The sequence below is a fragment of the Streptomyces sp. NPDC033966 genome (genome assembly GCF_055575955.1).
On record NZ_JBVIRQ010000003.1, the window covers coordinates 580836 to 594041 of the forward strand.

The 13206-nt window shown below is 77.1% G+C and carries 9 protein-coding genes; 2 read left to right on the forward strand and 7 right to left on the reverse strand.

The features are described from left to right. The first annotated feature begins 180 nt into the window (after positions 1-180). Entirely contained in the window at positions 181-2937 is a 2757-nt protein-coding gene (locus ACZ518_RS11620) for a helix-turn-helix transcriptional regulator (protein ID WP_469112832.1), read from the forward strand. A gap of 39 nt (positions 2938-2976) precedes the next feature. On the opposite strand, the gene ACZ518_RS11625 is transcribed toward ACZ518_RS11620, so the two are convergent. The 4 genes from ACZ518_RS11625 to ACZ518_RS11640 form a co-directional block, all read right to left on the reverse strand. After that, positions 2977-3897, reverse strand: a complete 921-nt coding sequence (locus tag ACZ518_RS11625) for a glycoside hydrolase family 19 protein (protein WP_469112833.1) — start codon at positions 3895-3897, stop codon at positions 2977-2979. A 177-nt stretch (positions 3898-4074) separates the two neighbouring features. Further along, positions 4075-4485, reverse strand: coding sequence for a rodlin (locus ACZ518_RS11630; protein WP_469112834.1), 411 nt, complete (start codon positions 4483-4485; stop codon positions 4075-4077). 71 nt (positions 4486-4556) lie between these two features. After that, complete coding sequence (locus tag ACZ518_RS11635) at positions 4557-4853, reverse strand: hypothetical protein (RefSeq protein WP_469112835.1); 297 nt, start codon at positions 4851-4853, stop codon at positions 4557-4559. Further along, positions 4850-5611 (reverse strand): HNH endonuclease family protein, encoded by a 762-nt coding sequence (locus tag ACZ518_RS11640; protein WP_469112836.1) that lies wholly within the window; start codon positions 5609-5611, stop codon positions 4850-4852. The genes ACZ518_RS11635 and ACZ518_RS11640 overlap by 4 nt, the downstream gene beginning before the upstream one ends. Positions 5612-5813: 202 nt before the next feature. On the opposite strand from ACZ518_RS11640, the gene ACZ518_RS11645 reads away from it, so the two are divergent. Beyond that, the gene (locus ACZ518_RS11645) at positions 5814-6422 is read left to right on the forward strand and encodes a hypothetical protein (protein WP_469112837.1); all 609 of its coding nucleotides are present in this window, start codon (positions 5814-5816) and stop codon (positions 6420-6422) included. A gap of 197 nt (positions 6423-6619) precedes the next feature. On the opposite strand, the gene ACZ518_RS11650 is transcribed toward ACZ518_RS11645, so the two are convergent. From ACZ518_RS11650 to ACZ518_RS11660, 3 genes are read right to left on the reverse strand one after another with little or no spacing between them, the layout of a single operon-like run. After that, on the reverse strand, positions 6620-8461 hold the full coding sequence (locus ACZ518_RS11650; protein ID WP_469112838.1) for a hypothetical protein: 1842 nt from the start codon (positions 8459-8461) through the stop codon (positions 6620-6622). Beyond that, positions 8458-11976 (reverse strand): DUF5682 family protein, encoded by a 3519-nt coding sequence (locus ACZ518_RS11655; RefSeq protein ID WP_469112839.1) that lies wholly within the window; start codon positions 11974-11976, stop codon positions 8458-8460. Before ACZ518_RS11655 ends, ACZ518_RS11650 begins: the two co-directional genes overlap by 4 nt. Then, positions 11973-13127 (reverse strand): ATP-binding protein, encoded by a 1155-nt coding sequence (locus ACZ518_RS11660; RefSeq protein ID WP_469112840.1) that lies wholly within the window; start codon positions 13125-13127, stop codon positions 11973-11975. Before ACZ518_RS11660 ends, ACZ518_RS11655 begins: the two co-directional genes overlap by 4 nt. Between the last annotated feature and the right edge of the window lie 79 nt (positions 13128-13206).

The window sequence follows — 13206 nt, forward strand, 5'->3', positions numbered from 1 at the left end:
TACGGACCAATCCAGTGCGCTGGCCTGCCGGTACCTCCCGTACCGGCAGGCCGGCGGCGCTTTCCTGTCACCTGACTGAATTCTGCGTCACAATCCGGGTCCGTCGGGGGGCTGACCTCGTATTGTCGCGTCTCACAGGAAGGGCACAGGAGCAGGGGCGCGAAAGGCTGGTGGCTGTGCGTGGCGGCGACGGGGAACGCTGACACCAACGTCGGACACGGTGCACTCATCGAGGCGGTCGACCGGGCGCTCACCACGCACGGCCGCGCCGTCCTCACGGGAGTCGCCGGGTCGGGAAAGACCGAGGTGGCGCGGGCCGTCGCGGCCGCCGCCGCCCGGCGGCGCGAAACCGTCCTGCGCCTCGCCCCCGAAGCCGCCGACCGGGAGATACCCGAGGCCGCGGCCGCGGCCCTCCTCGCCTCCGTCCCCCGCACCGCCCTCGACCGCCTCGCCGGACCCCAGCGCACGGCCATCGCCCTGCTCCGCCGCGAGGCCGACGCCCCCCGCGCCGGCCGCGACCACGTCGCCCTGCGCCTGGCCGTCGTCGAAGTGCTCCGCGGCCTCGCCGCCACCGGCCCCGTCCTGCTCGTCCTCGACAACGCCCAGTGGCTCGACCCCGAGAGCACCGACCTGCTCCGCTTCGTCCTGCGCCTGACCCCGCCGCGCGTCCGGGTCCTCGCCGCCGAGTGCGTCCAGGCGGCACCCGTCGCCGAATCCCTCTGCGGCCCCGGCACCCCCGTCGTCCACGTCCCCGCGCTCGGCGCCGACGAGGTCGCCGAGCTGCTGCTCCGCCACGGCCTGCCCGCCCGCCTGGCCGGCCGCATCCACCAGGCCAGCGGCGGCAACCCGCGCCTCGCCCTCGCGCTGGGCCACTCCCTCGCCGAAGCCGCCGCCGGCCAGGGCGGCGGCGCCCACCACGCCGACACCCTGCCCGTCACCGGCCAGGCCCGCGAGGTCGCCCGCCGGCTCCTCGCCGCCGCCCCCGGCCGGACCCGCCCGACCCTGCTGCTCGCCGCCCTCGCCGCCCGCCCCACCACCGCCCTGCTGCGCCGGGCCGGACGCCCCTACGCCGAGGCGGAACTCGCGCAGGCCGAACGGGCCGCACTGGTCACCGTCGCCGAGGACGGCACCGTCGCCTTCACCGCCGGCGCCCTGCCGGCCGCCCTGGCCGCCGACGCCGGCTGGCCCGAGCGGGCCGCCGGGCACGCCGCGCTCGCCGCCGCCGTGGACGACCCCGTCCAGGCCGTACGCCACCGCGCGCTCGCCGTCGACACCCCGGACGCGGACCTCGCCGCCGAGATCACCCGGGCCGCCGACGCCTGCCGCCGCCGGGGCCAGCGGGCCCTGGCCGCCGAGCTCGGGCTGCTCGCCGCCGAACGGACCCCCGCCGCCCTCCCGCAGGAGGAGCTCGCCCGCCTCGTCGGCGCCGCCGAGGACGCCGGCTGGGCCGGCCGCGCCGACCTCGCCCGCCGCGCCACCCGTGCCGTCCTCGCCCGCGACGCCTCGCCCGCCCAGCGGGTACGGGCCCGGCTCGCGGTGATCGACGCCGCCGGGCAGGCCCTGGCCGACCTCGACGAGACCATCGCCCACGCCGTCGCCGACGCCGCCGGGGACCCCTCCCTGCAGGCCGCCGTCCAGCTGCGGATCGCCTGGAAGCACAACATCGGCGACGGCGACCCCGTCCGCGCCCGCGACGCCGCCGCCGAGGCCGGAGCGCTCGCGAAGGCCGGGGGAGACCAGGTCGCCGAAGCCATGGCCCTGACCGTCCGGGCCCGGATGGGCCGCATCCTCGGCGACCCCGACGCCGAGGACATCCTGGCCGAGGCCCTCGCCCTGCCCGCCCCCGACGTCCCCCTCGGCATGCGCAACGCCCCCCAGTTCCTCGCCGTCCGCCACGCCCTCTTCGACGACCGGCTCCCCGACGCCCGCCGCCAGCTCCTCGTCCTGCTGCCCGCCGTCCAGCGCACCGGCTCGGCCGAGGACGTCTTCGAGGTGCTGCGCAGCATGACCGAGGCCGAACTGCGCCGCGGCCGCTGCGTCCGCGGTACCGCCCACGCCCGGCGCGCCCTGGAGCTCACCATCGAGGCGGGCCTCTCACCCGGTCCGGCCTGGTACGTGGCCGCCACCGCCGAGGCCGCCGCCGGCAGCTTCGCCCGCGCCGCCGCGTACGCCCGCCGGGGCATCCGGGCCTCGGAGGAGGAGGGCGACCAGGTCTTCCTCTCCCGGGGGCTGTACGCGCTCGGCACCGTGGAACTCGCCACCGGCGAGGCCGCGAAGGCGGTCGCCACCCTGAGCCGGGTAGCCGCCCTGGAGGAGGCCCAGCAGGTGGTGGACCCCTCCGTCCTGCGCTGGCACGGGGAGCTCGCCGAGGCGCTGGTCGCCGCCGACGCGCCCGTCGAGGCCGCCGAGCTGCTGGACCGGGTCACCCCGGTCGCCCGCTCCCTCGGCCGGACCACCGTGCTCGCGGCCCTGGACCGGGCCCGCGGGCTGTGGCTGTCCGCGCGGGGCGAGCCGGACCCGGCCGTCGCCCTGCTGGAGGCCACCGCCGAGCGGTTCGCCGCCTTCGGACTGCCCCTCGAACACGGCCGTACCCTGCTGGCGCTGGCCCGCGTGGAACGCCGGCGCCGCCGCCGCGCCCCCGCCCGCGCCGCCCTGCGGGCCGCCGCCGGGCTGTTCGAGGCCGCCGGGGCCGGGCCCTGGCTGGAACTGGCCCGGGAGAACACGCCCGAGAGCTGCGGCCCGCACCCCGGCGTGGCGGCCCTGACCGAGGCGGAGGCCCGGCTCGCCCTCCTGGTCGCGGGGGGAGCCAGCAACCAGGAGGCGGCGGCGAAGCTCTTCCTGAGCGTCAAGACGGTGGAGGCCCGGCTCACCCGGATCTACCAGAAGCTCGACGTCCGCTCCCGCGCCCAGCTGGCCACGGCGCTGCGCGGCCAGTGACGCGGGCCGGCCGGCGAGCCGGGGTCTCCCTCCGCGCCGTCAGCAGCCCAGGTCGTTCCCCGGGGTGACGCCCAGCAGCTGGGTGAAGCTCTGGTACTTGCTCACCCGGCTCTGCACCTGCGCCGGATTCCCGCCGTTGCACTCCAGGGCCCCGTTGATGGAGCGGATCGTCTCGCCGAAGCCCGCGCCGTTGACCATGGCCGCGTGCGCGGTCATCGTGCCGGGGCCGTTCTGGGTGTTCCAGTACCAGAGCGCCGTCTTCATCGCGACGGCCGGGTCCTGCTCCACCAGGTAGGGGTTGGCGAGCAGGTTGATGCCGAGGGCGTCGCCCGCCGCCTTGTAGTTGAAGTTCCAGCTGAGCTGGATGGGGCCGCGGCCGTAGTAGGCGGCCTGGCCGGCGGGACAGCCGTAGGGCTGGGAGGCGTCGCAGTAGTGCGGGTAGTTGGCGGTGTTCTGCTCCACTATGTGGACCAGCCCGCCCGTCTCGTGCGAGACGTTCGCGAGGAAGGCGGCGGCCTCGCGCCGCTTGACGGTGTCGTCGCCGGTGCCGGCGAAGCCGGGGTACGCGGAGAGCGCCGCCACCAGGCCGTTGTAGGTGTAGAAGGGGTTCCGGTCCGGGAACATCTGGTTGAACTGGGCCTCGCTGACCACGAAGCCGGACGGGTTGCCGGTGCCCGGGTCGGGGTCCTGGCCCCCGCCGCCGCAGGCGCCCTGGTCCGACCAGACGCCCCACTGGCCGGTGGTGCCGGGCGTCTCGCCCTGGGTCCACCACTTGGCCTGCCAGTTGTGGCCGCCGTACGCGGCGCTCGCGCCGCCCGTGTAGACGGCGGAGGAGCTCCAGGACCCGGCGCAGGCGGGGGCCGCGGCGGCGGGGGAGACGGGCAGGGCGACGGCCAGGCCGAGCGTCGCGGCGGCGGCCGCGGCGAGGGAGAGGGCGCGGCGGCGAAGCGTGCGTATCACGTAACTGCTCCTGGGGTGGGGGGAATTGTCGCGGGAAGGCGGGGGTGACGACTACCGCCACTGAAGCGACAGTGGTCTGGACCTGTCAAGGTCTAGACCAAATCCTTTGCCCTGGGGCCCGGAACGTGCCGGAGCGGCGTGGCGGCCGGACCGCCACGCCGCTCCGGGGCCGCTGGGTCAGCTGCCGGCCGAGAGGTTGCCGGACAGGACCGGGATGTTCTCCACGAGGTGCGAAAGGGTCTCGTCGCCCTTGGCCTGGGTGGAGTTCTCGGTGCACTGCTGGTTCTGCGGGTTGGAGGCGATCGGGATGTCCTGGACGCCGATGTTGATCAGGGCGAACACCGACTGGACGTTGACCTTGGCGGGCAGGCCGATGCAGAGCTTGTTCAGCGAGCCCTGGACCGCGGAGAGCTGCGGGCTCATCTTGCCCGCGGTCTCCTGGTTGCCGTAGATCTGGTCGGCGTTGTTGCCGTTGACCGTGTTGATGCCGTTGTCATTGCCGATCGCCATCGCCGGGGAGGCCGCGAGGGCACCCGTCCCCAGGATGGAGGCGGTGACGGCGGCGGTGGCCATGAACTTCTTGAGCATCGTGAGGATCCTTCTGTCGCATGTGCTGTCCCCGGCGGGACGACCTGCCCAACTGCCTCCCGGGCCTGGGGTTATCGCCGGTCACCCGAGCGGCCCAACGGGTCCGCGGGGGCGCAGGCGCCGCCCCCGGCGCGGATCGCGCGCAGCGCGGCCGTGTGGAGGGTGCGGGGGTCGCCGTGGGCCACGGGGCTGCCGGTGAGCGTGTACCACTCGTCGGCGTCCGTGTACTGGACCTCGAAGCGGACCTTGCCGTCCGCCCCGCCGGTGGTGCGCAGCGTGAGCGGGCCCGTGATGACGCCGACCTCGTCGGTCATGGCGCCGCCGGGACCCGCGAGGACCTCGTCCTGCCACTGCCGGGGAGCGGTCATGAGGCGCAGCTGTCGATCATGGTGGTGAGCACGGCCCTTTCGGCATCGGTGACGGTCAGACCGTAATGGGACTTCACGGTGGTCCAGGCGCGCCCGTACTGGCACCAGCTCGACTTGTCCGTCGGCTGCCACAGATCGGGACTCTGGTCGCCCTTGGAGCGGTTGGACGAGGCGGAGACGGCCAGCAGCTGCGGCCGCGTCAGGTCGTTGGCGAAGGCCTTGCGCTTCGCGGCGTCCCACCCCGAGGCGCCGGAACGCCAGGCTTCGGCCAGCGGCACCATGTGGTCGATGTCCAGCTTCGCGGCCTCGTTGACCACCACGCCGTCGTACAGGCTCTTCCAGCTGCCCGACAGGGCGCGGCACTCGGAGTCCTGGGTGACGTCCGCCCCGTCACGCCTCAGAACGGTCTCGCGGGTGTCGCACTTGTCGCCCTGCTCGGCCCAGTGGGTGAACTTGGCCCGGCTGTACCCGGCCATCGTGCCGGGCTTGCCGGTGGTCAGCGCGGCCAGCTGCGTCCGGGCGACGGCCGCGCTGACCATTCCCGGCAGCACGTCCCCGGAGGCCGGCTTGGCGTCGCCCCCGGAGGGGGGCGCCGGCGCGGAGGGCGCGGGGGCCGACGCCTGTGCGGAGGGACTGACGCCGGCCGGCTTCCCCGCCGGTTTGCCGTCCCCGGAGTTCCCCGTTCCCCCGCACCCGCCCAGACCGAGCAGCAGCGCCACGGCCACCACCCCGCCGCGTACACCTGTGTGACGATTCATGACCCCACCCCGGACGAGACGCTTCGCGAACTGACCCGGGAAGACTACCCATATCCGGACATCCAACCACGCACCGGCCCCACAGTCGGAGCGGATCAGGAACAACCGGGCAACGATTCACGCCACTTGTTGAGTCGATCAGCCGTCCGCGGGACGCTACGCCATGGCTGGAGTCAGACCTTGCGGACGTGTCGGAGGCGACATGATGCGGCGTGGTGTGCGGGCGGTGGCCGTGGCGGCGGTGCTCGTTCTGGCGGTGACCGGATCCTCCTGCGACGAAGACGGCGGCGGGGACGACGGACGGCCGAAGCCGTCGGCCGACGCGAAGCCGACGGGCGGCGGCGGGAGGACCGTCAAACCGACGCCCACGCCCGGGAAGTCCTCGCCCCGGCCGACTCCGCCGACGCCGACGCCCACGCCGACCCCCGAGGACAGGAACACCGGGCACGTCCGGGTGGACCGGACACGTCCGCTGGTGGACTACAAGACCGGCGTGATCCGCGCCGCCTGCTCCGCCCTGGACATCGAGCTGACGCTGTCCGCGGACCACGCCCCGGCCCGCTGGGAGGCCGTCGCGCTCGACTACCACCCGGGCGAGGCGCGGTACACCGACGGCAACGTCCCGCGGGGGGTGGTGATCGAGCCGGCGGCCGGAGTGGTGTCGCCGGGCGGCACCAGGACGGTGCGGGTGCGGGGGGCCTTCACGGGACGCCTCCAGCGCTTCTGGATCGTCGTGCAGTACCCGGACTTCCCGCAGTCCGTGGCAGGCGGGACCGTGCGGGTCACCCTCCCCGTCGAGTGCATCCGCTAGGCCGTCTCTTTCGGATCTTGTCGGCCTTGCCCGCGGTGGCTGGTGCCGTGCATGGCAAGGCGGAGGGGCGCCCGTGTACTTGGACGTACTCGGGCGCTCCGACAACGCGGCCAGGTGCGGTGCCAGGCGCCGCGGGCCCCGACAAGATCCGAAAGGGACGGCCTAGAGGCGGAGGGTGACCCGGCTCCGGGCCGGGGTCAGGCCCAGGAGGCGGCGACCAGGGAGCGGTGCGCGGCCTCCAGGTGGGCCGACGCCGCCAGCCAGGCCCAGGCGTAGCCCTCGGACGAGGCTTCGGTGAGCCGGCCGAAGGCGTCGCGGGGGCGGCGGCCGGCCTCCGCCACGAGGGCGCCGGCCAGGTCGGCCGCCGTCCCGAAGCCGGCCCGGCGCAGCGGCCCGTACGCCCCGAGCGGCTCAGGACCCCGGCCGGACTCCGCCACCGCCCGGCGGCCGCCGGCCACACCCGTCTCCAGCAGCCGGCGCACCCGCCACAGCGGCGAGTCGGCCACCGCGTCCGGACCCGGCTCGCCGGCGGCCACCGGCCCGGCGGGCGCCCCGCCCTCCGGGAAGTGGCCGCCCTGCAGCCGGTCGTAGCCCAGGTCGGCCCGGTCGCGCCACTCGGGCGGCAGCCGCAGCGTGTACGCCGCCCCGGGCACCGGCCCCACCGCCAGCGGGCTCAGGGTGGCGGCCCGGTCCGGGTCGGGGCGGCCCAGGACGCGCACCACCAGCCCCGGATACCCGGCCAGGCGGCGCAGGTTGGCGGTGTGCGCCAGCTCTGGGTGCGGATGCGCCGGGCGCAGCCGCAGCAGCGGCGCGTCCGCGCGCGGCTCCCGCACCAGCAGGTGCTCGCCGGCCGCGCCGACCACCTGGACGTCGCAGCCCAGCAGGCCCGGTTCGGCGTCCTGCGCCAGCAGTTCCCGTACGGCCTCGGCCGCCGGGCGGGCGAACAGCCCGGCGAGCGGCTCCTCGTCCCAGGCGGCGCCCGGCGCCGGCACCGCCCGGACCCCGCGCCCGGCGCCGAGCCGCCCGTCGGCGGAGACCGTCGCACCGGTGATGCGCAGGCCCGCGCGCGCCAGCCCCGCGTGGTCGAGGGCGGCTCCGCCCAGGGCCACCGAGGCCGCCCCCGCGCCCCGGGCGCGGGCGAGCCCGCCGGGGCGGACGTCCGAGAGCGTGTAGCGGGCGCCGTCGGCGCCGAGGAGGTGGGTGACCACGCCGCCGTAGCCGGTCGCGGTCAGCACGGGCTCCCGGCACAGGCCGTGGACGCGCAGGGCGCCCCCGGCGCCGTAGGCGCGCCGGCCGCCGCCGGTCAGTCCGGGGCCGCCCGTCCCGGCCGCCAGCAGCGCGGCGGTGCGCAGCAGTTCCGAGAAGGCGGCGGCCAGGTCGGTGAGCCGCTGGCCGGCCCGGCGCTCCCGCGCGGCCCGCAGTCCCCGTACCACGCGCAGGGCGGCGGCCTCCGCGCGCGGCAGCCCGGCGAGCCGTGCGGTGTGTGCGGCGCGCAGCAGTTCCGCCTGCACCACCGCACCCCCCGCGACGACCCCGGCGGCCAGGGCCTCGGCCGAGACGGCCCACAGCGCGGCCCCGGCCCGCACCTGGGCCGGCGTCGGCGGTGACTCGCCGTCGTCCGCCACATCGGCCTTCGGCGGCGTCCCGGTACCGGGGTCCCCCGCCGAACGGTCCGCCGCTCCGGCAGCCGGACCGGCCACCTCCCCGGCCGGCGGTCCGGCCGGGGAGGTGGCGAGGGGCTCGGTGAGGGGTTCGGCCAGCGGCGCCGCCCCCAGTACCGCCGCCCGGTGCAGGCAGCGCGGCGCCAACAGGCAGCCGCAGACGGCCTGTCCGGGCTCCGTGACCGCCCCCGACGGCCCCGGCCGCAGCGTGACCACCGCGTCCTCACCGAAACGGAAGGTGACGGCCCCGTCCGCGCCGGCACCCTCCGGGCAGCCCTCGATCGCGGCGTCCAGCTTCTTGCGCAGCCGGGCGCTCAGGTTCTCCACCGCGTCCGCGACCACCTCGGCGGTGACGGGCGGCAACAGCGGGCTGGTCATCGGGGCTCCCCACGGAGTCGGTCGCCCACCCAGCGGGCGAGGGCGAGAGGGCTGAGGGCGGCCACCGGCATCCCGGCGGCGACGAGTTGCCGCGCGACCGGCACCGAGTAGCGGGGCGCGCCCGAGTCGTCGAGCGCGGCACAGCCCAGCAGATGGGCGCCGGAGGCGGCCAGCGCCCGCACCTCGCCGAGCAGGCCCCCGACCGGGGCGCCCTCCTCGAAGTCGCTGACCACGACGACCAGCGTGCGGCTCGGCACCGTGATCAGGCTCCGGGCGTGCGCGAGGCCCGCGGCGATGTGCGTACCGCCGCCGACCCGGACCTCCAGCAGCAGCGAGAGGGGGTCGTCGACGCGGCCGCTGAGGTCCACGACCTGGGTGGAGAAGGCGAGGAAGTGCGTGGACAGGGTCGGCACCCCGCCCAGCACCGCCGCCGTCAGCGCCGACCAGACCACGGACGCCTCCATCGAGCCGGAGACGTCCACCACCAGGATCAGCCGCCAGTCCGCCTCCTTCGACGTCCGCGTGCTGAACACGGGACGCTCCGGGACCACCACCACCCGGCCGTCGTCCAGCCGCCGGGTGTGCGCCAGGTTGGCCCGCAGGGTGCGCGCCAGGTCGAGCGGGCCGCCCGGCCGGCGGGTCGGGCGCGGGGTGGCCACGCCCGAGAGGGCCGGGCGCAGCCGGGTGGCCAGCTCCTTGGCCAGCTCGTCGACGAGCCGCCGCACCAGCGGCCGCAGCCGGGCCAGGTGGGCCTCGGACATGCCGCCGGCCAGCGAGAGCACCGAGGTCAGCAGTTCCACGGAGGGGCGTACCGCCGCCGGGTCGAGCTGGGCCAGCACATCGGTGCGGCCCGCCCCGGCCGCGTCGGCGAGCACCTCCTCGCGCACGTCGGCTCCGAACAGGGACTCCAGTTCCGCCGACCACTCCCGGGCCGTCGGGAAGGAGGCCTCGTCCCCGCCGCCGGAGCCGGCCCGGCCCACGTCCGCGGATCCCTCCCCGCGGCCGGCGCCGTACAGCTCGTCCAGCGCGCGGGCGTAGGGCCGCGCGCCGGCCGGGAGCCGGTCGCGCTGGCGGCCCAGCAGCAGCCGCCACCGGTCGGCGGGCGCCAGCCGCTCCCGCGCCGGCCGGGCGGGGGGCACGGGCGCCGCCGCGTCGGAGGACACCGGGACGGTGGCCGCGTCCGGCGGCCCCCCGGGCAGCGGCAGTTCCTTCAGCGCGGCCAGCCCGGCCGCGTCGGCGGCGGCCCACAGGGCGAGCAGCGCGGGCGGCGCGTCGAGCGACAGGTCGACGCGGTCGCCGAGCCGCTCGGTGACGGTGTCCAGCAGCCGCTCCCGGGCGGCCGGGGTCAGTACGTCGAACCCGGCGCGCAGCGCGGGAAGCCGCTCCAGGAACGCCGCGTCGGCCAGCGAGTCCACCCGGTCCAGCAGCGGGACGAGGGCGGCCGGGGAGGCGCCCAGCAGCGGACCGGCGGCCGTGAGGAGCCCCGTGAGGCGGCGGGCCAGCGCGCGCCGCGCCTCGGGGGTGGCCGCCCCGTCCACCCAGGCGGCGGCGCGGGAGCCGAGCCCGGCCGCCGTATCCAGGTCGAGCAGCACCCGTACGGCCAGGGCCGCACCCCGCATCAACGGGCCCGCGCCGGAGGCGAGTTCGGCGAGGGAGGCGTCCATGCGCAGCCCCAGCCGGCGGGCGGCGGCCCGGTCGGCGAGGGCCACCAGCGCGCCCGCGTCCGCGGGGTCGTCGCTGCCGGCGAGGCCGGGCAGGGACCGCAGCGCAGCGTCGAGCAGCTCGCCGGTCAGCTCCTCGGCGACGGCCCGCGCCCCGTCCCCCGCGCCGGGCAGGTGGCCGCGGCGCAGCCCCTCCAGCAGGTCCACGGCCTCCAGGAGTTCCGGCACGGTGGCGGTGTCCGGCAGTACGGCCGCCATCTCCTCCAGTCGTACGCCGACCAGTTCGGGCAGGTCGCAGCGCGCGGCGGCGTCGAGCCCGGCCAGCACCTGGGCCGCCGTCGGGCCGCCTTCGGCCGCCTGGCGGCGCGCGGTGTCACGCAGCGTCCCGGCGGCCGCCTGGGCGGCGCTCACGCCGCGGACCCCCGCCAGGTCGAGGCGGGCCGGGACGGACGGGGTCCAGGACAGCCGCCACCTGCTCCCCAGGGCGGTGCCGTCGCCGGTGCCGGCCACCCCCAGGGGCTCCCCGTAGGAGGCCCCGCAGACCACCAGCCGCCGCAGCAGCACCTCCCGGCGCCCGTCGAGCTCGGAGCGCAGGGGGTCCAGGCGCACCTCCCGCGGCTCCGGGTCCCCGGGACACGGCAGCCGCAGCGCGGCCAGCTCCGCCTCCACGGAGGGGCCGAGCCCGGAGCGCGGGGCGTGCGGGGTGGTCCGGCCGCGGCCGGTGCCGACGAAGACGGCCTCCAGGGCACGGGCCAGCGCCCGCCCCCGGCCCAGGGGTTCGCCCTGCCCGAGCACCGTGGTGACGGCCTCCAGCAGTTCGCCCCGGCCGGGGGCGGGCAGTCCCCGCAGCACCGCCAGGTCGCAGGCCAGCCGCAGCGTCTCGGCGGCCTCCCCGGTGCCCGCCGTGTGCCCGGCGCGGCGCAGCTCCCGGCAGAGCCGGGTGAGGGCGGCCGCGGCCGCCTCCCGCAGCCGGCCGGGGTCCCCGCCCGCCTCGAACACGGCCTGCTGCCAGAGCGGGTCCCGGATTCCGGCGGGGTAGCCGGAGCGCGAGTCGAGCAGGTCGTGGGAGTAGGCCACGAACGACGTGACGACGGCCTCGGCCTCGGCCTCGGTAGCCGTACCGGCATCCGCCGCAGCGCCACCGTCCGCGCCCGCCGCGCCCGCCGCGCCCGCCGCGCCCGTCGTGAGCGCCGGGGCGTGGAAGGCACCGATCACGGCGGCGACCCGGCGGCCGGCGAACCGCGCGAGCACGCCCCGCATGTGCGACTCCCGCGCCAGGTCCACCGCCGCCACCGCGCCCGCGTCGGCCCGCAGCGCCCAGCCGACCCCGAGCGCGGCACGGCGTACGGCCTCGGGAGAGCAGCCCGGGGCCAGGACCTCGACGGCCCGGTCCCACAGGTCCTCGCCCTCGCGCCCGGTCCCCGCCGCGGCGAGCGCCCCGGCGTAGGACGGGCCCCCCGACGGTCCGGCGGCCGTCGGCGCGGTCTCCGGAGCCCAGCCCCGGTCGGACAGCGGCAGGTCGCAGCAGACGACCTCCACGCCCCGCCCGCGCGCCCAGCGGACCGCCGCCAGCTCGGGGGAGAAGTCCGCGAACGGGTAGAAGGCGAGGCGCCCGTCGGCCCCCAGGCCCGCCAGGGCGACCGGCGCGAGGGTCTCCGGGTCGGCCAGGTGGGGCAGCCACGACTGGAACTCGGCCGGCAGCTCCACGCAGACGACCTCGGGGTCGGCCGCGTCCAGCAGCGCGGGGACCACCGCGGCCAGCGCGGGACTGTGGTGCCGCACCCCCAGCAGGTACGGCTCGCGGCAGGCGGCCAGCTCCTCGACGGCCGCCCGCGGTTCGGCGGTGAGCGTCAACGCAGGCTCCCGCGCAGGTCCCACAGCCGGCGCCACGTCGCCGAGCCGTCCTCGGCGCGGCGGCGGACCGGGCCGTCCCAGTAGCCCAGCAGCCGCCCGTGGTCGGCGGGGTCGTCCTTGCGCACCACGCCCAGCAGGTGCCCCGGCAGCAGGTCCAGCACGTCGCCGCCCGGCAGGTACGCGGCGGACACCCCCAGGGAGGCCGCCACCTGGACGGCCTCGGCGGTGGACATGACCGTCCCGGGCCGCTCCACGTCCCAGCCCTCGGCGCTGCGCCCCGAGCGCAGGTCCCGGAAGACGGTGACGAGCGCGTCGAGGACGGAGTCGTCGACCCCGAAGGCGGCGCCGGCGCGCTCGACGGCGGCGACGGCCTGCCGGCGGATCAGCGCGGTCTCGGCGTCCGGGTCGGCGATCGGGCCGACGGTCTCGAAGTTGAAGCGCCGCTTGAGGGCGGCGGACATCTCCGAGACGCCCCGGTCGCGCAGGTTGGCGGTGGCGATGACCGTGAAACCGGGGGCGGCCGGGACCACCGCGTCCTCGGTGGCGGTCAGCTCGGGCACGCTGACCCGCCGGTCGGACAGGATCGACACGAGCGCGTCCTGCACCTCGGGCAGGCAGCGGGTGATCTCCTCGACCCGCGCCACCCGGCCCGTCCGCATCGCGGAGAGCACGGGGGAGTCGACCAGGGCCTGCGAGGTGGGGCCCTGGGCGAGCAGCAGCGCGTAGTTCCAGCCGTACCGGAAGGCGTCCTCGGTGGTGCCGGCGGTGCCCTGGACGGTGAGCTCGCTGGTGCCGCACACGGCGGCCGACAGCAGCTCGGACAGCATCGACTTGGCGGTGCCCGGCTCACCGGTGAGCAGCAGTCCGCGCTCCCCGGCCAGGGTCACCACGCAGCGCTCCACCAGGGCGCGTTCGCCGACGAACTTCGGGGCGATCACCAGCTTCGACGGGAGTCCGGCACGGCGCCTGGGCAGGGCCAGCTCCTCGCCCGCGCTGCCGCACACGAAGGTCACCACCGCGCGCGGGGTGAGCGCCCAGCCAGGAGGGCGGGGGCCCGTGTCCTGGGCGGCGAGGAAGGCGAGTTCGGCGGCGTACCGCTCCTCGGCGGGCATCGCCTGCCGGACGGGGGCGGACTGTTCGGTGACGGTCATCGGGTATCGGGTCCTCTGGTTGTCAGAAGTTCAGAAGTTCAGAAGTTGAGGAGTCCAGGAATTCAGGAATTCAGGAGCT